Source organism: Burkholderia sp. B21-005, from assembly GCF_020843965.1.
In the GTDB taxonomy this organism is placed as follows: Bacteria; Pseudomonadota; Gammaproteobacteria; order Burkholderiales; family Burkholderiaceae; genus Burkholderia; species Burkholderia ambifaria.
On the sequence record NZ_CP086301.1, the window covers coordinates 745788 to 767608 of the forward strand.

Genomic DNA, 21821 nt, shown 5'->3' on the forward strand with positions numbered 1-21821 from the left:
TTCACCTATAAATCCGGGGCTAAAAAATCGGGGCAGGGTGGTGATTTAAACTGCCGGCGCATTCGACGTTCATTTCGTTTACGTGCGTAAAAATATTGAAAAATGATAAATCATATTAATAATGCGACGCTCTTTTCTGGTTCTGCAGGGCACGGCATCGCCGTTCTTTAGCCGATTGGCCGAGGCGTTGCGGAGTCGCGGCCATCGCGTTCGCAGGATTAATTTCTGTGGAGGAGACCTGGCGTATTCCGGCAACGGCGCTGCGAGCGATTACACCGCGCATCCGGACGAGCTTGCCGCGTGGTATGCGACAACACTTCGAACCGGCGACGTGACGGATGTGATCCTGTTCGGCGACTGCCGGGCCATTCACCGGCCCGTGCATCCTGTCGCCCGCGATCACGATGTCGCCGTGCATGTATTCGAGGAAGGATACGTGCGTCCGCATTGGCTGACACTCGAGCGCCATGGCGTGAATGGCCGCTCATTGCTGCCGCGCGATCCGGCGTGGTATCTGGATCAGCGCGGCGTAACGCCCCCGCGCGATCTCGGGCACGCCACCGGATATCGACTGGCCGTGCGTGCCTATCACGACATGCGCTATCGTGCGGCCAATACACTGTATCGGTCCCGTTTCCCGAATTATTGCAGCCATCGTCCGCGCAACGGTTTTGTCGAATACGCGGGACTGGCGACACGCGCGTTGAAACAACCGATATTCGATCGCGAGTCCGCGCGCGTGACGCAGCGTCTGCTTGGCGGGCGGCCCTATTATCTGTTTCCGCTCCAGGTCAATGCGGACGCGCAAATCGTCCACCATTCGCCATTCGGCAGCGTGCGCGCATCGATCGACGTCGTACTGCAATCATTCGCGCAGCACGCGCCCGACGGACACGACCTGCTGGTCAAGAACCATCCGCTGGACACGGGCGTGTTCGATTATCGCGGGCACGTCCGGCAGCTCGCGCGCGCGCTCGGGGTGGCCGATCGCGTGTCGTTCATCGACGCCGGCCACCTGCCGACGCTGCTCGATCATGCGCGTGGCGTGGTGCTGGTCAACAGTACGACCGGGATGTCGGCGCTTTACCACCATTGCCCGCTGATCGCACTGGGCGTGGCGATCTACGACATGCCGGGGCTGACGTGGCAAGGCGGGCTCGACAGTTTCTGGGCGCATGCCGAACGTCCCGACGAAGGCTTGTTCCACGCCTTTCTGGATTATGTGATTCATCACACGCAGATCAACGGCGACTTCTATACGGATACCGGCATCGAGATGGCCGTGGCGGGTGCCGTGCGACGACTGGAGGCCACCCACGTGGAGATCGATCATGCGTTCGCATGAACCGCGTCATGTCGTGATCACCGGCGCGACTGCCGGACTCGGGCGTGCGCTGGCGCTGGCCTATGCCGCGCCCGGCGTCGTTGTCGGGTTGATCGGCCGCGATGCCGCGCGCCTCGACGACGTCGCGGCTGCGTGCCGGGCGCGTGGCGCGGCGGTTGAATGCGGTCGCGTCGACGTATGCGACGCCGAAGCGATGTGCACGTGGCTGAACGCGTTCGACGACACGCATCCGATCGATCTGCTGATCGCGAACGCGGGCGTGGCGAGCACGCTGGCGCACGCCGACGATTGGGAGGAACTCGAGCGCACGGCCGTGGTGGTCGATACGAATCTGTACGGCGCGCTGCATGCGGTGCTGCCGGTGATTGCCCGCATGCGCGCGCGCCGTCGTGGCCACGTTGCGATGGTCAGCTCGCTCGCCGCGTTGCGCGGGATGGCGATTTCGCCCGCCTATTGCGCGAGCAAGGCGGCGATCAAGGCCTATGGCGATTCGGTGCGGCCGGTACTCGCACGCGACGGCATCAGGATGTCGATCGTGCTGCCCGGATTCGTGAAGACCGCGATGAGCGACGTATTCCCGGGTGACAAGCCATTCATGTGGTCGGCCGATCGCGCCGCGCGGCATATCCGCCGCAGGCTGCACGCGGGCCGCGCGGAAATCGCGTTTCCGGGCGCGCTCGCCTTCGGGATGCGTTTGCTGACGCTGTTGCCGGCGCTGCTCGCCGATGCGATTCTCGGCAAGCTGTCGTACTTGCCGCGCGAGGGGCGCTAGCATGTCCGGCACGCTGGCACTCGTCTACGCGATGGCATTGGCCGCGTCGTTCGGCCTGGATGCCGTCGCGGTGCCGCGTGCGCCGTTGCGCAGGTCCTGGCGTGCCGTGCTGCTGCATGTGGCGGCCGTGTCGTTCGTTGGCGCCTGCGTGCTGATCGCTACGTCGCGGCCGGTGTTTTCCGCTGGCATCGCGGCGGCGCTGGTGGCGCTGCTGGCCGCCATCAGCAACGCGAAGTTCGAATCGCTGCGCGAACCCTTCGTCTTCACCGATCTCAGCCTGTTCAGCCAGTTGTTTGCCCATCCGCGGCTCTATCTGCCGTTCCTGAGCGTCGGCAAGGTCGTCGCGATCGCGGCCGGCGTTTTGCTGCTCGTCGCGGGCTGCCTGCTTGACCATGCGGCGGCGCCTGCGCGCGCGGTCACCGCGGCCGTCGCGCTCGCCTGTCTACTGATCGGGGCGCGGCTGGCCGCACGCTTGCCATTGACGCTCGATGCGGCGGTGGACCAGCAGCGCCATGGTTTCTTCGCGGTGTTCGTCGCCTATTTGCTCAATGGTCTGCGGCCCGCAACGCTGAAGACGTTCGACGCCGCGGCCGGTGCGAGCCGGTTCTCGTCCGGCTCGCCGTCGCGCACGCCTGACGTCGTCGTGATTCAGAGCGAGTCGTTCTTCGATATCCGGCGCGCGACGTCCGCGATCGCGCCGTCGCTGCTGTCGGCGTTCGATCGAGCTCGGCGCGAAGCCGTCGCGCACGGCAAGCTGACCGTTCCCGCATGGGGCGCGAATACGATGCGCACGGAGTTCGCGGTGCTCACGGGCATTCCCGCCGATCAACTTGGATACGCGCGCTTCTATCCGTATGCGTTCCTGCGCAAGGTGTGCCCGTCGCTTGCCGGGTGGTTCAGGCGCGGCGGCTACAGGACGCTCGCGGTGCATCCGTATCACGCGGATTTCTTCGGGCGCGATCGCGTGTTTCCGCTGATGCACTTCGACGCGTTCATGGACATTCGCAGCTTCGACGGTCGTGCGTGCGTCGGGCCGTACGTCGCGGATGCGGCCGTCGCCGACGCGATCATCGACGTGCTGGACGCGCCACGCGAGCAACCCGTGTTCGTCTTCGCGATGACGATGGAGAACCACGGGCCGCTTCATCTGGAGACGGTGGCCGCCGGTGAAGCGGCTCGCTACCATGCGCTCGGCGAAGACGACGCGTGGCACGATCTGACCGCATACCTGCGTCACCTCGATAACGCCAACCGGATGATCGCGCGACTGCTCGATCATCTGAGGCAAAGCGACCGCGAGACGATCGTCTGCTTCTATGGAGACCACGTGCCGGCCATGCGGCGCGTGTTCGACAAGCTCGGTGTGCTGCCCGATCGCAGCGATTATTTCGTCTGGAAGAATGATGCGAGCGCCAACGTCCGCGCACAGGAGATCCGGGCAGAAGAACTGGGCCGAATACTGATGTCGGCCGTCACCCATTCGAACGAGCCGCGTGCGTGTGATCGCAATGCGCTGGCCAAATCAGAAAGAGCATGAACAAGCAAATAGCGATCATCGGGATGGCGTGTCGGTTCCCCGGTGGCGTCGAGAGTCCCGACGACTTCTGGCAACTGCTGCGCGACGAACGCGATGCCGTGACCGCCATTCCGCCGGACCGTTTCGGTACGGCGTTCTACCAGCACCCGTCGAAACGGGAGCCGGGAAAGAGCTATACGTTCGCGGCGGGCGTCGTCGACGACGTCGCGGGCTTCGATGCCGAATTCTTCGGCATCTCGCCGCGCGAGGCGGCGCAGATGGATCCGCAGCAGCGGCTGTTGCTCGAACTCGCATGGGAGGCGTTCGAAGACGCCGGCGTGCGTCCCGCCGCAATGCGCGGACGCGACTGCGGCGTGTTCGTCGGTGTGGCGGGCATGGATTACGGCAACCGCAATATGGACGACATGAACACGATCGATCCGTATTCGGCAACCGGCAACACGCTCAGCATCGCGTCGAACCGCGTGTCCTACCTGTTCGACCTGCGCGGCCCGAGCATGTCGGTCGATACCGCATGCTCGTCCTCGCTCGTCGCGCTCCATCAGGCGGTCCGCGCGCTGCAGTCCGGCGAGACCGCGATGGCGCTGGCCGGCGGCGTCAACCTGCTGCTGCATCCGTTCGGTTTCGTCAGTTTCTCGAAGGCGTCGATGCTGTCGCCGCGCGGCCGTTGCCGCGCGTTCGATGCGACCGGCGACGGCTACGTGCGCGCCGAAGGCGGCGCGTTCGTGCTGCTCAAACCGCTTGATCAGGCGCTGGCCGATGGCGACACGATCCACGCGGTCATCGCCGGATCGGGCGTGAATTCGGATGGCCATTCGCACGGCGGCATCAATGTGCCGGCGGCGGCGACGCAGGCCGACCTGCTGCGCGCCGTCTATCGACGCGCGGGCGTCGACCCGCGCACGCTCGCCTATCTCGAGGCGCATGGCACGGGCACCGCGGTCGGCGATCCGATCGAGGCGCGTGCGTTGATCGACGCGGTATCGGGCGGCCGGCCCGAGTCCGATCCGCTGCTGATCGGCTCGGTCAAGACCAATATCGGACACCTCGAAACGGCATCGGGCATGGCGGGCCTGCTGAAGGCCGTGCTGTGCCTGAAGCACCGCGCGGTGCCGCGCTCGCTGCATTTCGACACGCCGAATCCCCGCATCGATTTCGAAGGCGGCCGCTTGCGCGTGGTCGATCGGTTCACGCCGCTCGAGCGCGGCGATGCACCGCTGACGATCGGCATCAACTCGTTCGGCTTCGGTGGCACGAATGCACACGTCGTCATCACCGAAGCGGCGGCGCCGGCGCCAGCCGCGCAGTCGGTTGCGACGATCGATGCACCGCTGCCGCCGCTTGTCCTTGCCGCACGCTCGCCGGCCGCGCTGGCAGCTGTCGCCGCACGTCATCTCGCACGCTTGCAGTCCGGTGTCGACTGGACCGCGCTCGCGGCGGCAGCCGCGCGGCGTCGCCAGTGGCTCGAGCATCGCGCGGTCGTCGCACCGGCCGATCGGGCGGAAGGGCTGGCGGCGCTCGCGGCACTGGCCGAGCCGTCGGAGCACGGTTTGCCGGCGTGTGCCGTGCAGGGGGAGGCTGTTGAAGGCGACGCGCCGGTCGCGTTCGTCTACTCGGGCAACGGCTGTCAATGGGCCGGGATGGGCAAGCGACTCTATGCCGAGGATGCCGTGTTTCGCGCGGCACTCGACGAAGTCGACGCGCTTTGGCGTGCGGACGGCAACGCATCGCTCGTCGAAGTCATGTGCGAAGGCGTCGACGCCGAATGGCTCGCCGCGACCGAGAACGCGCAGCCACTGTTGTTCGCGATGCAGGTCGGCATCACGCGTGTACTGACCACGCGCGGCATCCGCTTCGATGCAGCGGTCGGCCATAGTGTCGGCGAGATCGCCGCGGCCTGGGCGTCGGGTGCGCTCACGCTCGCCCAGGCCGTGCGCGTGATCCGGATTCGCAGCGGCGCCCAAGGCCTGACGCGCGGCGCGGGCAGGATGGCGGCGGCCGGTATCGGCGAAGCCGCGGCGCGCGACTGGATCGCGCGTCTCGATCTCGCCGCGGCCATTGAAATCGCGGGCACCAACAGCCCCGACGCGGTGACGCTCGCGGGCTCGCAAGCCGCGCTCGAGGCGATCGGTGCGGCATTGACGGGCGCGGGCCATTTCTACCAGATGCTCGAGCTCGACTACGCGTTCCACAGCCGCCGCATGGACGCGATCGAGCCGGTCGTGCGCGACGGGCTGGCCGATCTCGCGCCGCGCGATACCCATACGCGATTCGTGTCGACGGTGACCGGCGACACGCTGCCGGGTACCGCGCTCGATGCGGGGTACTGGTGGCGCAACATTCGCGAGCCGGTCCGTTTCGGCGACGCAATTGCGCGCCTGGCCGACGATCGCGTGCGCGTGTTCATCGAGATCGCGCCGCATGCGATCCTGCGCACGTATGTGAAGCAGACGCTGGCCGCGCGCAACGCGCCGGGCGTCGTCGTGCCGACACTCAAGCGTCAGCACGATAGCGCGGAGATGCTCTCCCATTCGGTCCTGTCGGCGGTCGCGCAGGGCGCGCGCGTCGACCTCGACCGCTTCGTTCCCGACGCGCCGCATGCCGCGCTGCCGACCTATCCGTGGCAGCGCGAGCGTTACTGGCTGGTGCCGAGCGTCGAGGGCTACGGGCTCGTGAACCGGCGCGTCGATCATCCGTTGCTCGGCTATCGCCTGCACGAGCATGCGTTCGCCTGGGAGAACCAGCTCGATCCGCAGCGCGTGCCGATGCTCGCCGATCATGTGGTCGACGGTGGCGTCGCGTTCCCGGGCGCCGGTTATGTCGAAATGGCGCTCGCGGCGGCGCGCACGTTCTTCGGCACACCGGAGGTGGCCATCGAGAACGTCGAGATCCGCATGCCGGTCGTGTTCCAGCCGCAGCATGCGAAGCTGTTCCGGTTCGTAATCGACGTGCGCACCGCGTCGTTTACGATCGAGACGCGCGACCGGATGACGGAAGGTCCGTGGAACCTGAACGTGACGGGGCGCTTGCTCGAAAGCGGCAATACGCTCGACGCCGACAGCACGCCGGATGCTTCTGTCATCGCGCACCTGCAGTCGCGTCCGGCACTGTCCGGTGACGCGCTGTATGCGGGCACGACGGCAATCGGTCTGAGCTACGGACCGGCGTTCCGGTGGGTGCGGTCGCTGCGCGTGTCGGGCGACGACGCGCTGGCCGAGCTCGAGGTGCCGTCGGTCCTTGCCGACGCGCGTGCGCGGTCGGACTATCTGCTGCATCCCGCGCTGATGGACAGCGCCTTCCATCCGCTGTTCGCCGTGCTGGGGCAGGCCGGCGCCGCGCCGGATGATGCGCATGCGGCATTCGTTCCGGTCCAGATCGGTCGTGTGGATTGCCTGAGCGGCGAATCGATTCGCCGCGTGCTGGCGCGCATTCATCGTCGCAGCCCGCATTCGATCGTCGCGTCGTTCGAATTCATCGATGCGCACGGCAAGATCGTCGCGCGCCTTGGCGCGTGCCGCTTCCGTCGCGTCGATCTCGCCGGGCGCCGTCACGGCGCGCCCGCGCGCTTTGCCTATGTGCTCGAAGCGCGGCCGCTGCCGGCCGGTTATACGGCCGACGCGCTGCCGCCGCCGGGTGTGCTCGTCGAGCGTGCGAACGCGCATGTCGCGGCACGTGAGGACTTCACGCGCCGCACACGGCATCTGACCGAAATGCTGCCGCTGCTCGACGTGCTTGCCGGTCTGCACGCGCTCGATGCGCTGGATGCGCTTCGCGCATTCGCCCAGCCGGCACGCCTGGCGCACACCGACTCGCAACAGGTCGCGCGACTGGCGGAGATCGTCGTCGAGGATGGGCTGGCCCGCTTCGAAGGCGATCGTCTGGTTCGCGATGACGACGCCTGCGCGGCGATGCCCGAGCGTGACGCGCTGTGGCGCGACGTGCTGGCGGCATCGCCGGCCCATGTCGCCGAACTGACCTTGCTGGCGCACGTCGGGGCGGTGCTGCCGCGCGTGCTGCGCGACGCGTCGCCCGCGGGCGCGCTGCTGTCGTCCACCGGCCGCAGTCTGATCGAACAGTTCTTCGATGCATCGCCGACGTGGGCGCATGCGCGCGCGCTGCTCGCCGCCTGCGTGACGGAGGCTGTCGCGGCGTGGCGGGACGCACGTCGCTTGCGTGTACTGGAGATCGGTACCGCGAACGGCGACGTGCTGCAACCGCTCGACGTGGACGTGCCGGCCGGTCGCTGCGAATACATGCTGGCGGGTACGCAGCAGCAGCTTGCCGGGTTCGACGCGGACGCGCACGCTCATGTGCGGACGCTGGCGTTTGCGACCGACGCGCCGCTGTTCTCGCAATGCCGCGATACGACGCCGTTCGACGTCGTGATCGTCAACCGGATGCTGGGCGATCACCCGGACCCGCTCGGCGCGCTGACGGCGATCGCCGAACGGCTCGCGCCGGGCGGCCTCGTCGTCATTGCCGATGCGCGCCGCAGCCGCTTCTCCGACATCGTGTTCGGCGCGGCCGGCGGCGAAGTTGCCGCCAGCACGTATGGCACGCTGGCGCCCGCCGCGATCGTGTCGATGTGCGAACGCGCCGGGCTGGTCGAGGTGGTGCGCGATATCGAGCAAGGCCTCGATCTCGAAGGCGTGCCGACGTTCGTCGTCGCGCGCAAGCCGGCTGCCGACGTGCAAACGGCAGCCGACGATCGAGCGCATCGCATGGCCGGGAACGACGGCGCGCACTGGCTGATCGTGCAGGATGATGACGATGCGTTCGGCATCGCCGTGGCGGGCGAACTCGAGCGGCTGGGTTGCCGCGTCGAGTCGGCATCGGTGCGTGATGCCGCGGCATGGTCGGCGCGCCAGCCGGCCGAGCATCAGGCGCATGTCGTGTTCGTTGCGCCGCTCGCGTCGCTGGACAGGGCCGACGGTGCGGCCGTGATGCGCGCGCAGCACGGCGGCGCGCTCGCGCTGGCATCGCTCGTGCGCGACCTCGATGCGGCCGGCGTCACGGAGCGCGGCCGACTGTGTGTCGTGACGCGCGGCGGTGCGCCGTTCGCAACCGGTGCATCGTCACATCCCGAACAGGGAACGTTGTGGGGTCTCGGCCGTGTGATGGCGAACGAGTATCCGACGCTGCCGATTCGGTTGATCGACGTCGATCAGGCCGTCGCACAACCGGCGCTGCCGCTTGCGATGGCGCTGCTTGGCGACGATGGCGAGGAAGAAGTGCTGCTTGCGCCGCAGGGCCGCTACGTGCCACGCATGCTGCCGGCCGCGCAGGCGGCCGAGCGTGAGCGCGCGCAGCCGAGCGCATCGGATCATCCGGGCGCACGGCTCGCCTTCGACATGCCGGGTTCGTTGCGCAACCTCGAATGGTTCGCGATGCCGGCACGCGATCTCGCCGCCGGAGAAGTCGAGATCGAGCCGATGGCGACGGGGCTCAATTTCCGCGACGTGATGTACGCGATGGGGCTGCTGTCGGACGAGGCCGTCGAGACGGGCTTCGCGGGCGCGACGATCGGCATGGAAATGTCGGGGCGGGTCGCCCGGGTCGGCCCGGACGTCGACGGCTTTGCGCCGGGCGACGCGGTGCTGGGTTTCGCGCCGGCATCGTTCGCGACGCGCGTGGTCACGCGCGCAACCGCGATCGCACGCAAGCCCGAGTCGATGTCGTTCGAGGAGGCCGCCACCGTCCCGACGACGTTCTTCACCGCGTACTACGCGCTGTGCGAACTGGCGCGGCTGCGGCGCGGCGAGCGCGTGCTCGTGCACGGCGGCGCGGGCGGGGTCGGCATCGCGGCGATCCAGATCGCGCGGCATCTGGGCGCGGAAGTCTTCGCCACGGCCGGCAGCGACGAGAAGCGCGAGTTCATTCGCCTGCTTGGCGTCGAGCGCGTGTTCGATTCGCGCAGCCTCGCGTTCGCCGACGAGATCCGCGCGCGCACGAACGGCGAAGGCGTCGACATCGTGCTCAACTCGCTCGCCGGCGAGGCGATGGTGCGCAGCATCGATACGCTGCGCCCGTTCGGCCGCTTCCTCGAACTCGGCAAGCGCGATTTCTACGAGAACAGCCAGATCGGCCTGCGGCCGTTCCGCAACAACATCAGCTATTTCGGCATCGACGCCGATCAGTTGATGGGCGTGCTGCCGTCGCTGACGACCCGGCTGTTCGAGGAAGTGATGGGCCTGTTCTCGGCCGGCGTGCTGCATCCGTTGCCGTACCGCGCATTCCCGGCCGCGCGTGCGGAGGAGGCGTTCCGCTACATGCAGCAGGCGCGCCAGATCGGCAAGGTGCTCGTCACCTATCCGTCCGGCACGCCGGTACCGACGCGTGGTGTCGCATTGCCGACGCTGTGGCTCGACCCGGATGCCGCGTATCTGATCGTCGGCGGCACCGGCGGGCTGGGATTCGCGACCGCACGCTGGATGATCGAGCGCGGCGCGCGGCATGTGACGCTCGCGAGCCGCGGCGGCGCACTGGGCGCCGAGATGCTGGCGGAAGCCGGTCGCTGGCGCGACACGCTCGGCGCGGACGTGTCGGTCGCGCGATGCGACGTGACCGACGGCGCGGCGCTCGACGGCCTCGTCGACGAGATCGAGCGTCGCGGGACGCCGCTCAAGGGTGTGCTGCATTCGGCGATGCGGATCGACGACGGGCTGCTGCGCAACGTCGACGACGCGCGCTTCGCGGCCGTGCTCGAACCGAAGGTGGCGGGCGCATGGAACCTGCATCGCGCGACGCAGCGTTGCGCGCTCGATTTCTTCGTCGTGTATTCGTCGGCGACGACCTATCTCGGCAATCCGGGGCAGGGCGCGTATGTCGCCGCCAACGGCTTCCTCGAGGCGCTGGTCGCGCATCGTCGCGTTGCCGGCCAGCCGGCCATGTTCATGGCGTGGGGGCCGATCGAGGACGTCGGTTTCCTCGCGCGCAACGCAGGCACGCGCGAGGCGTTGCAGTCGCGTATCGGCGGTGCGTCGATCACGTCGAACGAGGCGATGGCCGCGCTCGAACGCGCGCTGGCGCAAGGAGGCGCCGGCGAAGCCGTCGTGCGTCTGGACTGGGGCGCCGTCTCGCGCGGCATGCCGGCCGCGCACGCGCGGCGTTACGCGGCGTTGCAGGCGGGTGGAGCGGCCGAGACGTCGAGCGAGGATCGCGTGTTGCTGGAGCAGGTGCGTGCGTTGCCGCCTGCCGACGCTGTCGCGCTCGTCGAGACGGCACTGCGCGGCCAGATCGCGCGGATTCTGCACATGTCGCCGGAGCGTGTCGATGCCGGCCGGTCGGTCCTCGATCTCGGGATGGATTCGCTGATGGGCATGGAGCTCGGCATGGCCGTCGAGGAGACGTTCGGCGTCAAGCTGTCGATCATGGCGATCGCGGAAGGCGCGACGGTGCATACGCTGGCCGAGCGCATCGTCGAGTTGCTCGATACGCAGAGCGGCGACGAGAAAGCCACGGCGGTGGACGAACTGGCGCAAGCGCTGGTCGCGCGGCATGCGCTGGGTGATGAAGCGCGGGCCCAGCTCGAGCGGGGTGCAAATTGAACGAGCCAGGCAGCGAAAGCGTGCCAGTCGACGCGGAGATTCCCCGAATCAAACTGCCCCCGGGCTGGCAGGCGAGCGAGGGCACGCTTGCGCGGCCGCTGGCACTGTCGGGACATGGTTTGCATACCGGTCGGCACGTGCAGGTGCGGATCCTGCCGATGACGCCGGCGCGCGGCCGGCACGGGATCGTGTTTCGAAGAATGCACAACGAACGAGAACTCGGTGTGCTCGAGGTCGATCCCGCCCTGCGCCGCGCCCAGCCGCTGTGCACGATGCTGCGCAACGCCGATGGGGTCGGCGTCCGCACGATCGAGCATCTGCTCGCGTCGCTGCTCGCATGCGAAATCGATCATGCCGTGGTCGAGCTCGATGCGGAGGAAGTGCCGATTCTCGACGGCAGTGCCACGCCATGGGTCGACGCGATCCGTGCCTGCGGCCGTATCGCGCTCGACACGCCGAAGCGCTTCATTCGGGTGCTTCGGCCTGTCGTGGTCGCGGACGGCACCGGGGACCAGCGACGCGAAATGCGGATCGAGCCGGCCTCGCGCTACGAACTGAGCGTGCGCAACGATCTGCGCGGCTTCGGCGACATGCACTGGGATGGCGTGCTGACACCGGACACGTTTGCCACCGAAATCGCGCCGTCGCGTTCGTACGGGCGCGTGAAATGGGCCGTGCCGGCGATCATCGCCGGGTATGTGCGCGGCGTGCCGATCCTGCGTGGCGCGCGGCCGTCCTGCACGGCGTCGATCGTCGGCAAGCGCGTGCTGGGCGGGATGCGGCTGCCGGAGGAGTTCGTCCGGCATCGCGTGCTCGATCTGGTCGGTGATCTCGCGCTGGCCGGTGCACCGCTGCTCGCGCGCGTCAGTGCATTGCGCCCGAGCCACGAGATGAATTTCCGGTTGATCGATGCGTTGCTGGCCGATACCGAGGCATGGCGGTGGGCCGAGTTTTCCGACGCGTGATCCACGTCGTTTTAAAAATACCCGGCGTAATATCGCGCCATTTTTGAGATAAAGCGAAGGAACGAATGGCACTCGGAGAACACCTTCGCCAGCAACTGGCGGCGAAAGCCCTGAAACGGCAACTGGAGCGCGCGACGGAAGCCGCCGCGGCCCCCGGCGTGCCGGATACGCCGGCGGCGCAGGCCGCATCGGCGCGCAGCCGTTTCGAATCGATGCCGCAGTATCAGCAGGTCAGGATCATGCGCGAGATGGGCGAAAAGCTGCGCGTCGACTCGCCGTTCTTCCGCGTGCACGATGGCGTGGCCGGCGCGACCACGCGGATCGGCGGCCGGGAATACCTGAACTTCGCGAACTACAACTACCTCGGTCTCGCGGGTGATCCGGCCGTATCCGAACGTGCGAAGGCCGCGATCGACCGCTACGGCACGTCGGCGTCCGCGAGCCGGATGGTCGCGGGCGAGCGCCCGGTGCAACGCGACCTCGAGCGCGCGCTGGCCGCGTTCTACGAGACCGACGATTGCGTCGCGTTCGTGAGCGGCCACGCGACCAACGTGACCGTGATCGGTGCGCTGTTCGGCCCCGGCGACCTGATCGTCCACGATGCGCTCGCGCACAACAGCATCGTGCAGGGTGCGCAGCTGAGCGGCGCGAAACGGCTGAGTTTCGCGCACAACGACTGGCAGGCGCTCGACGAACTGCTGTCGCGCGTGCGCCGCGAATACCGGCACGTGCTGATCGCGATCGAAGGGCTGTACAGCATGGATGGCGACTGCCCGGACCTGCAGCGCTTCGTTGACGTGAAGACGCGTCACGGCGCGTTCCTGATGGTCGACGAAGCGCATTCGCTCGGCGTGCTCGGCGCGACGGGCAAGGGCATCCGCGAACATTGCGCGGTCGCGCCCGACCAGGTCGACATATGGATGGGCACGATGAGCAAGACGCTGGCCGGCTGCGGCGGTTTCATCGCCGGCTGTCAGCCGCTCGTGGACATGCTGCGCCATCTGGCGCCGGGCTTTCTCTATAGCGTCGGACTCGCGCCGACGCTCGCCGAAGCGTCGCTGGCCGCGCTCGAACGCCTGCAGGCCGAGCCGCAGCGGGTTGCGCAACTGCAGGCGCGCGGGCGGCAGTTCCTGACCGAGGCGCGCGCCGCCGGGTTGAACACGGGCACGAGCGCCGGGTATGCGGTCGTGCCGGTGATCACCGGTAGTTCGCTGAAGGCTGCGCAGTGGGCGAACGCGATGTTCGACGAAGGGATCAACGTGCAGCCGATCTTCTATCCGGCCGTCGAGGAGAAGGCCGCGCGCCTGCGTTTCTTCATCTGCTCGACGCACGAGCCGGAGCAGATCAGCCGGACGGTCGCCGTGCTGGCCCGCCTGGCGGGGCGCGCGGCATGATGCCGGCCGCGGCGCTCGCGTCGTCGTTCGGCGTGCCGCAAGCCGGTGCGTCGACGTCGTTTCGCGCGGCGTGCGCGGACGATGCGGCGGCATGCGCGCCGCTCGTGTTCGCATCGGGCGTCGGCGAATTCGGCTTCTTCCTCGGGGAAAGCGACGCACGCTGCATCGCCTTCCTGCAACAGGCGTTCCGATCGCGTCACGGCCGGTTCTCGTGGCGCCGGCACCGCGTCGCGGTCGGCGCCGACGGCGCCGTGCTTGCCGTGATGGCGATCCATGACGGACGCCAGACGAGGTTCGACGACGTTCACGTCGTGTGGGCCCTGGCGCGCTTTTTCGGCGTGCGCCGCACGATCGGCCAGTTGCTGCGCGGACTGGTGCTCGAGACGGAGATTCCGGCGCCGAAGCGTTCGCAGATCCTCGTCGCGCATTGTGCGACCGACGAGCGCCAGCGCGGCACGGGCGTCTTCACTGCATTGTTTCGCGATGCGCTCGATACCGGCGCGCTGCCGGATGACGGCAGTCGCGACATCGTGCTCGATGTGCTGACCTGCAACGAGCGCGCCCGTGCGCTGTACGAGCGGCTCGGCTTCGCTGCGCTGACGCGGCGCCGCGCGCGCGCGCGCCGGCTGCCCGCCGAACTCGATTCCGTACGCATGCGGCTCACGCGCCGCGGCTGAAGGCGCGAACGCTTTCGCGGCCTACTTGTGCCGCGGATTGAACGGCCGCTGCTGCACATCGGCGCCTTGCGCGACGATCGCCATGCTTTCGGGCACTTCCTCCCATGCCCCGCGCAGGTCGACGAGCGGCTCCGAGACGACCATGAACGCGTCGTCGCCCGCTTCGGCGATGCGCGGATTGTGCGGATAGAGTTCGTGCAGGTGCTTGAACGACGTGGTGTGGAACAGCGAGCGCGATTGCCGTTCGCTCGAGTAGCGCACCGCGATGATCCGGTCGCCGTCCGTCGCGCAGATCGTCATGTTGAGCGGCTCGGCGACGCGATACCGCACGGCGGTTTCCTCGATCACCCCGACCATCCGCTCGAGCGCGGGCAGCGGCATCTGTTCGAGGCCGTAGGTCAGCGCGAGTCGAAACATCAGCTCGGAGTCGGTCGAGCCTTCGAGCGTCGGGAACAGCGCCGGGTCGACCTTCAGCGTCAGGTCGCGGCGCAGCTTGTGGAAATCGCGGATCAGCCCGTTGTGCGCGAACAGCCAGCGGCCGTGGCGGAACGGATGGCAGTTGGTTTCCTGGACGGGTGTATCGGTCGCCGCGCGGATGTGCGCGACGAACATCCGCGAGCGGATCGCACGCGCGGCTTCGCGCAGGTTGCGATCGTTCCAGGCGGGATGCACGGAGCGGTAGCGAAACGGCAGTTCATCGGGGGGGCCGTACCAGCCGATGCCGAAGCCGTCGCCGTTGGTCGTCGTGGCGCCCAGTTCCGAATGCAGGCTCTGGTCGATCAGCGAATGCTTCGCGCGAAACAGTACGGTCTCGAGATGGATCGGATTGCCCGTATAGGCGAGCCAGCGGCACATGGAGCGCTCCTTCGCGATGCGTCTTCGCGCATGGTAGCCGACTTCGTGGCGCCGTTATACGCGGCCGCGGCGCACCCGCCGGCTGGCCGGCAGCGCCGGTCGATCGGCCATGAAGGATGCGGCGGGCGCCGCACCCTTCATGCGCGCTGCGCGTCAGTCGCCGAGCGCGTCCATTACGCGGGCCGAGTAGACGAGCGCCGCACCCGCGTTCAGCGCGATTGCGACGCCGAGCGCTTCGGCCACTTCCTCCTTGGTCGCGCCATGCTTCGCGGCTTCGGCCGTATGCACCGCGATACAGCCGTCGCAGCGCGTCGTGACGGCCACCGCGAGCGCAATCAGTTCGCGCGTCTTCGCGTCGAGATGGCCCGTCTTGGCGCCCGCGCCGGACAGCGCCTTGTAGCCGGCCAGCGTGTCGGGCGACAGCTTGGCGATGTCGCCGATGCGCGTCGAGAGTTCCTTCCGGTATTCGTTCCAGTTCAGCATGATGCGTCCTTTCGAGAAGAGTGGGTCGGTCGGCGGTTGCCGCGATCTCGGGCGATGCAGGGCTTATTCTGATCGTTCGCACTGAGGGTTTCGATACGCTAGAGTGTCAATTTTTAGCGCAAACGTCTCATGGACGCGTTGAGTCAACTGCTGTCACTGGGCCGCAGCCATGTCGAGCTCGACGTGCGCTGCCTGCTCGACGGCCCGTTCGCGATGCCGCACGACCCGTTGCCGCCCGGCGAGGCGGCGTTTCACCTGTTGCTGTCCGGAACCTGCCGGTTGCGCACGGCCGACGGGCGCACGCTGCGGCTCGTCGACGGCGACTTCGTGCTGCTGCCCGCAGGCGACGCGCACGATTTGTCGGATGGGGGCGGGGGCGGCGCCAGGTCGGTCGCGTTGCTGCGCGAACCGGGCGCGGCAGGCGGCGCGGTGCTGCCGGTCAAGTCGAACCGCGATCCCGCGGATGAGGGCGAGGCGGGCGTCGACCTGCTTTGCGGACGCTTCGTCTATGCACGCGGTGCCGGTGAATTGCTGATGCGCACGCTGCCGCGCGTGCTGCACGTCGGGCTGCGAGAGGCGTCGTCGGGGCTTGCGTCGCTGCAACTGCTGACGAGCGTGCTGCGCGCGGAGGCATCGAATGCGCAGCCGGGTGCGCGTGCGATCGTGAACGCGCTCGGACAGGCGCTGCTTGCCTATGCGTTGCGCGCGTACGGTCGCGATGCGCGCGTGCCGGCCGGCTGGCTCGCGCTGGCGGCCGATATGCGGCTCGGCCCGTCGGTCCAGGCCGTGCTGCAGGCGCCGGCGAAACCGTGGACGGTCGAATCGCTCGGCGCGGCGTCGGCGATGTCGCGCGCGACCTATGCGCGGCATTTCCGCGAGAAGGCCGGGATGAGCGTCGGCGCGTTCGTCGCGCAGATCCGGATGATGCATGCGTGCGCGCTGCTGCAGGACACGCAGCGCGGGCAGGCGGAGATCGGGCAGGCGGTCGGCTATCAGTCGGAGGCGGCGTTCGGCAAGGCGTTTCGCGCGGTGCTCGGCACGACGCCGGGGCGCTGGCGGCGCGCGCAGCGCGGCACGTGAGACCGCAAGCGCGATCGTCGTGCGGCGCCGCAAAGCTGCTACCATGCGCGAAACGCATTCCAACGAAAGCGATTCCGAACAAGAAACAACAAGAAAGAGAGGGCAAAAGCAATGAACCAGACCACCATCCAGCAGCCGTCGTTCGCATTCGTCGCGGCGTCGTGGGCCGCGTTGATCGCCGGTTTCGCGGCATTTCTGATCGGCCTGTGGAACGCCGGCATGCAGCTCAACGAGAAGGGCTATTACTTCACCGTGCTCGTGTTCGGTCTCTATGCGGCGATCTCGCTGCAGAAGAGCGTGCGTGACCGCGCGGAAGGCATTCCTGTCACCGGCATCTACTACGGGCTGAGCTGGGTTGCGCTGTTGCTCGCGATCGCGCTGCTGGTCGTCGGCCTCTTCAACGCGACGCTGCAGTTGAGCGAGAAGGGCTTCTACGCGATGTCGTTCGTGCTCGCGCTGTTCGGTGCGGTGGCCGTGCAGAAGAATACGCGCGACATGCAGAATGCCAAGCCGCGTTTCACCGACGCCGATTCCGCGCCGTCCGTTCAGGAGTGACGGCACACGCAGCGGGTGCCTGACCCGGCGCCCGTATCGCGCTGGCCCGCATGCACCGGCGCACCGCAGGCTTCCCGTCCGATCGAGATCGACTTCGTCGAAATCGGCGGGAGCATCATCGAGATGCCGCGCGCGACGCTGCGGGAAGCAGACGCAAAAAAGCCTCCGCGAGGGAGGCTTTCATTGCACTATCAAAGATAGTTGGTAGGGTGGGAGGGACTCGAACCCTCGACTCTCTGATTAAAAGTCAGATACTCTAACCAACTGAGTTACCACCCCACGTTCTTGAAACTTGTCGGCCCGTTGCGCTAACAACTCGCCCAACGACCTAAAGAGCAAAAAATTATAGCGGCGAATTTCAGGTCAGTCAACAACCTGGCACGCGAATTTATTTGATGCTCTCGATCTTGCCCTGCGCGGTCTGCGCAGCGTTCGATCCGGCGTACTGCGACACGACCTGCTCGAACGTCTTCTTCGCGGCCGCCTTCTGGCCTTGCTCGAGCTGGTTCGTACCGATTGCGACGAGCGCGTCGGCCGCGCGCGGATGCTGCGGATACTTGCTCACGACCGTTTGCCACGTCGCGGTCGAGCCGCGATAGTCGCGCAGCGCGTATTGCGCATTGCCGAGCCAGTACTGCGCGGTCGGCTGGTACGGGCTCTGCGGATACTTCGCGATGAAGCTGCGGAACGATGCCGCGGCCGCCTTGAAGTTGCCGTTGCGGAACTGCTGCTGCGCCGCATTGAGCGCATCCGTTTCACCCGGCTGCACGGTGCCTTCGACACCATCGATCGTCGCCTGCTGCGGCTCGAACTTCTTGAGTCGCGTGTCGAGATCCTGGTAGTACTCCTTCTGCTGCCGCTCGAGCGTCGTCAGCCGGTTCGTCAGGTCCTCGTTCTCGCCGCGCAGCGTCGCGACCTGCTGGTTCAGCTGGTCGAGACGGCCGGATTGATCGAGGATCGTACGCTGGGCGGCGGACAACTGGCTCGCCAGGTTGTCGGTTTTGCTGCGCAGATCGAGCACGGCGCGGCGCGCTTCGTTGTCGTCGAACACGCCGGCGTGCGCCGGCGCGGCCGACCACGCCGCGCCGACGACGCAGAATGCTGCGGCAACGCGCAGCCAGGTTACACAGTGCGTCATACGGCAACTCTTCCGTTACTTACTGCTGGTAGACGAGGTCGGCGCGACGGTTCTGCGCCCACGATGCTTCGTCGTGGCCCGATGCTTGCGGCTTTTCCTTGCCGAGGCTCACGGCTTCCATCTGCGAGTCGTTCACGCCGAGCAGTGCCATCGCGCGGCGGACAGCTTCCGCACGCTTCTGGCCCAGCGCGAGGTTGTACTCGCTCGTGCCGCGTTCGTCGGTGTTGCCCTGAATCAGCACGTGACGCTGCGGGTGGCTCTTCAGGTACTGAGCGTGCTGCTGCATCAGCGGCTGATACTCGTCCTTCACCGAATAGCTGTCGAAGTCGAAGTAGATGCTGCGCTTCGCGAGCGGGCTGTTCGGATCGTTCAGCGGATCGACGTTCACTTGCGCGACGTTGTCGGCGCTCGGCTGCGTGCTCACCGCACCAGCGTTGGCCTTGTCGTCGAGCTTCACGCCCGACTTACACGCTGCGAGCGCGCTGATCATCATCACGGCCAGGGCCAGACGAGCTTTATTCGACATCATGGTTACTCTCCTTGTGGTCATTGCATGAAGGGCCCCCACGACGGCTCGCGAACGGAGCCGCCCTGGACGGACAGGATCTGAGGCGGCGCGCTGCCGTCGGAGGGCACAGCTGCCAGCACGTTGCGACCACCCGACTGGGTAGCGTAGAGAAGGTACTGGCCGTTTGCCGCGAAGCTCGGCGATTCGTCGCGATTGGTATTCGTGATCGCATTCGCCGCGCCGGTTTGCAGATCCTGAACGTACAGCTTGAAGCCCCCACCCGTGCGGGAGATGTAAGCGAGCAGCTTGCCGTCCGGGCTGATGCGCGGGCTCGTATTGTAGCTGCCGGTGAAGGTCACGCGTTGTGCCGCGCCGGCGCTTTCACCCTGTGCGGGCATCCGGTAGATCTGCGGCGCACCGCCGCGATCGCTCGTGAAGTAGATCCAGTGGCCGTCCGGCGAGTAGTACGGCTCGGTGTCGATCGAGCTGCTCTGCGTGAGACGGCGCAGGCCGCCGCCGTTCGCATTGACCGTATAGATTTGCGTATTGCCCGTCAGCGACAGCGCGACGGCGAGCGTGTTGCTGTCCGGCGACCACGCCGGCGCGCTGTTGTTGCCCTTCTGGTCGGAGACCATGTAGCGGCGGCCGGTCGGCAGGTCGTGGATGTAGACGATCGGCTTCTTGCGCTCGAACGACACGTACGCGACCTTCGTGCCGCTCGGCGACCACGCCGGCGAGATGATCGGCTCGGTGCTCGACAGCGCGATGCGCGCGTTCTGGCCGTCCGAATCCGAAATCTGCAGCTGGTAGCGGTTGCCCGTCTTGATCACGTACGACAGGCGCGTGGCGAACACGCCGCGCACGCCGAGCAGTTTCTGGTAGATGTAGTCGGCGATCTTGTGGCCGGCCGTGCGCAGCGTCGTGTCGGTGGCCGTCAGCGACAGGCCGCCCAGGCTTTGCTGCTTCACGGTGTCGTACAGGATGAAGTTCACCTTGTACTGGCCGTTCGCCTCGCGGTTCACGCTGCCGGCGACGAACGCGTTCGCGCCCTTGGCCTTCCATGCGCCGAGATCCACCGAAGCGGTCTCGGGCACGGGCGTGCTGCCCGCATCGATATTGGTGAATTTGCCGCTGCGCGCGAGGTCCGCGCGGACGATCGACGTGACCTGCTGCGGCAGGCCCGCCTCGTTCGCGAAGTTCGCGGTGGCAATGGGGAACTGGGTCGAACCGACGCCGGTGATCAGCACGTTGACCTGCGCGTTAGCGGCGCCGCCGGCCGCAATCAGACACGAGGCCACGAGTGCCCTGAAACCTAGTTTCGTCATCAATCTCATGCTTCTGCTTCCCATGTGACTTGGATCGCTGCGCAACCGCAGAGACAGTAAAAATACCCGATTCGTTCCCGTCCGGCAGCGACGCACGGAGTGTAAGCGCATTTGCGCTCACTCCGCCGCCTTGAAGGTAATCGTAATGCTGGACGGCGTATGACCGTCAGTATCGGGGGGTAACGGAACCGACGCCTGAATCGCATTGACGACCGCCTGATCCCACCCCGAATTGCCGCTCGGCCGCGAGACCGAGACGCTCAGCAGGTCGCCCGAAGGCGTACAGCGGATCCTGACGATCGTCGTGAGCCCCGCGCGTTCGCCGCCCCAGACGATGTTCGGCTTCACGCGGCGGCGCACCTTGTCGGCATAGCCGGGCGATGCGGCATTGCCGCCGGAACCCGTGCCGGTGCCGCTTTTCGCGAGCCCTTGGCCGCCGCCTTCGCCGGCGCCCGCCAGGCCCTGCATCTGCGCGAGTCGCGCATTCCGTTCGCGGTCGAGCTTCGCCTTCGCTGCCGCATCGGCCTTCGCGTGCGCGGCCGCTTCGGCCTTCGCCTTCGCCTGGGCTTCCGCCTTCGCCTTCGCGGCCGCGTCGGCCTTGGCCTTCGCCGCCTCCTGGGCTTCCAGCTGCGCCTGCTTCTGTTGCTGCAGTTTCTGCTGCTGGAGCTTCTGCTGTTCGAGCTTCTGCTGCTCCACGAGCTGTTGTTGCTTGAGCTTGTCCGCCTGCTTCTGCTTGTCGCGTTCGGCGGCCTTCTGCGCGGCGAGCGCGGCGGCCTGCTGGGCTGCGAGCTGCTCGCGCCGCGCTTCCTCCTGCTGGGCCTTCAACTGCTGTGCGCGGCGCTGCTGCTCGAGCAGCGCTTCGCGCGCGGCCGCTTCCTGCTGTCGTTTCTTCTGCTGCAGCGCGATGTCCGCCTGCTCGTCCCGGACCGGGGGAGGGGGCGGTGCGAGCTTCGCGGGCGGCGTGGGCGTGACGACGGGCCGCGGCGCGGGAACGTCGGGCACCTCGGTCCACAGCTCGGCTTCGGCGCCGGCCGGCGTGCTGTTCTGCCACTGCACGCCGTGATAGAGGAACAGCGCGAGCAGTACGTGCATCAGCGCGGCGAGCGCGAACGCGCGCCAGGTGCCTCGCTCGCGAGGCGGCCGAGACGGGTAGGCGTTGCTGCGCGTGGATTGCTGCCGGTTCATTGCGATTTGACGAGGAGGCCGACGCGCTTGACGCCGCGCGCCTTCAGATCCGACATCACGGTCATGACCGCATCGTACTGCACGGTCTTGTCGGCCGCGATCACGACCGGCTGGTCGGGATGATCGGCCTGCCGGGCCGACATGAAGCTGTCGAGCTCGGCCTTGGTCATCGTGTCTTCCTGCGTCGCGCCGGAGTCGCCCTTGTACTTGACGCTCATCGTGCGGTCGGCCTTGATGTTGACGACGACGGGCGGCGTCTGTTCCTGTGGCGCCGCATTGCCGACGGTCGGCAGATTGATGATCGACGGGGCCACGAGCGGTGCCGTGACCATGAAGATCACGAGCAGCACCAGCATCACGTCGATGTACGGCACGACGTTGATGTCGGCCATCGCGCGGCGCGAGCGGCCGCCGCGCATGCTGGATCGAATGGGACTTCCTGCCATGGCGTGCTC

The 21821-nt window shown here is 67.3% G+C and carries 16 protein-coding genes and 1 tRNA gene; 9 read left to right on the forward strand and 8 right to left on the reverse strand.

Features of this window, described 5'->3' with window-relative positions; all coding sequences use genetic code 11:
• The first annotated feature begins 121 nt into the window (after positions 1–121).
• From LMA02_RS03430 to LMA02_RS03460, 7 genes are all read left to right on the forward strand, one after another.
• On the forward strand, positions 122–1345 hold the full coding sequence (locus LMA02_RS03430; protein WP_228906938.1) for a capsule biosynthesis protein: 1224 nt from the start codon (positions 122–124) through the stop codon (positions 1343–1345).
• A complete protein-coding gene (locus tag LMA02_RS03435) occupies positions 1332–2117 on the forward strand; it encodes an SDR family NAD(P)-dependent oxidoreductase (RefSeq protein WP_228906939.1) in 786 nt (261 codons plus the stop codon). The genes LMA02_RS03430 and LMA02_RS03435 overlap by 14 nt, the downstream gene beginning before the upstream one ends.
• Before the next feature lies 1 nt (position 2118).
• A complete protein-coding gene (locus tag LMA02_RS03440) occupies positions 2119–3654 on the forward strand; it encodes an LTA synthase family protein (protein ID WP_228906940.1) in 1536 nt (511 codons plus the stop codon).
• Positions 3651–11201, forward strand: a complete 7551-nt coding sequence (locus LMA02_RS03445) for a type I polyketide synthase (RefSeq protein ID WP_228906941.1) — start codon at positions 3651–3653, stop codon at positions 11199–11201. The genes LMA02_RS03440 and LMA02_RS03445 overlap by 4 nt, the downstream gene beginning before the upstream one ends.
• Positions 11202–11248: 47 nt before the next feature.
• Positions 11249–12166: a UDP-3-O-acyl N-acetylglycosamine deacetylase gene (locus LMA02_RS03450; protein WP_228907600.1), complete on the forward strand. Its 918-nt coding sequence runs from the start codon at positions 11249–11251 to the stop codon at positions 12164–12166.
• Positions 12167–12231: 65 nt separating this feature from the next.
• The gene (locus LMA02_RS03455) at positions 12232–13560 is read left to right on the forward strand and encodes an aminotransferase class I/II-fold pyridoxal phosphate-dependent enzyme (RefSeq protein ID WP_228906942.1); all 1329 of its coding nucleotides are present in this window, start codon (positions 12232–12234) and stop codon (positions 13558–13560) included.
• Positions 13557–14237: a GNAT family N-acetyltransferase gene (locus tag LMA02_RS03460; protein ID WP_416378656.1), complete on the forward strand. Its 681-nt coding sequence runs from the start codon at positions 13557–13559 to the stop codon at positions 14235–14237. Before LMA02_RS03455 ends, LMA02_RS03460 begins: the two co-directional genes overlap by 4 nt.
• A 21-nt stretch (positions 14238–14258) precedes the next feature.
• On the opposite strand, the gene LMA02_RS03465 is transcribed toward LMA02_RS03460, so the two are convergent.
• Entirely contained in the window at positions 14259–15092 is an 834-nt protein-coding gene (locus tag LMA02_RS03465) for a class II glutamine amidotransferase (protein ID WP_228906943.1), read from the reverse strand.
• A gap of 153 nt (positions 15093–15245) precedes the next feature.
• Positions 15246–15575, reverse strand: coding sequence for a carboxymuconolactone decarboxylase family protein (locus tag LMA02_RS03470; protein WP_006484989.1), 330 nt, complete (start codon positions 15573–15575; stop codon positions 15246–15248).
• A 129-nt stretch (positions 15576–15704) separates the two neighbouring features.
• On the opposite strand from LMA02_RS03470, the gene LMA02_RS03475 reads away from it, so the two are divergent.
• Positions 15705–16655, forward strand: a complete 951-nt coding sequence (locus LMA02_RS03475) for a cupin domain-containing protein (RefSeq protein ID WP_228906944.1) — start codon at positions 15705–15707, stop codon at positions 16653–16655.
• A gap of 111 nt (positions 16656–16766) precedes the next feature.
• Positions 16767–17210 (forward strand): inner membrane protein YiaA, encoded by a 444-nt coding sequence (yiaA, locus tag LMA02_RS03480; protein ID WP_006753272.1) that lies wholly within the window; start codon positions 16767–16769, stop codon positions 17208–17210.
• Positions 17211–17412: 202 nt separating this feature from the next.
• On the opposite strand, the gene LMA02_RS03485 is transcribed toward yiaA, so the two are convergent.
• The 6 genes from LMA02_RS03485 to tolR all read right to left on the reverse strand — a co-directional run bounded on the left by LMA02_RS03485 (position 17413) and on the right by tolR (position 21812).
• A tRNA-Lys gene (locus tag LMA02_RS03485) sits at positions 17413–17489 on the reverse strand.
• 109 nt (positions 17490–17598) lie between these two features.
• Positions 17599–18348, reverse strand: coding sequence for a tol-pal system protein YbgF (gene ybgF, locus LMA02_RS03490; RefSeq protein ID WP_011656065.1), 750 nt, complete (start codon positions 18346–18348; stop codon positions 17599–17601).
• A 19-nt stretch (positions 18349–18367) separates the two neighbouring features.
• Entirely contained in the window at positions 18368–18877 is a 510-nt protein-coding gene (pal, locus tag LMA02_RS03495; protein WP_006753270.1) for a peptidoglycan-associated lipoprotein Pal, read from the reverse strand.
• A 17-nt stretch (positions 18878–18894) separates the two neighbouring features.
• Positions 18895–20190: a Tol-Pal system beta propeller repeat protein TolB gene (gene tolB, locus LMA02_RS03500; protein ID WP_175701933.1), complete on the reverse strand. Its 1296-nt coding sequence runs from the start codon at positions 20188–20190 to the stop codon at positions 18895–18897.
• 108 nt (positions 20191–20298) lie between these two features.
• Complete coding sequence (gene tolA, locus LMA02_RS03505) at positions 20299–21366, reverse strand: cell envelope integrity protein TolA (protein ID WP_228906945.1); 1068 nt, start codon at positions 21364–21366, stop codon at positions 20299–20301.
• Positions 21363–21812, reverse strand: coding sequence for a protein TolR (gene tolR, locus LMA02_RS03510; RefSeq protein ID WP_006753267.1), 450 nt, complete (start codon positions 21810–21812; stop codon positions 21363–21365). Before tolR ends, tolA begins: the two co-directional genes overlap by 4 nt.
• Positions 21813–21821: the final 9 nt, after the last annotated feature.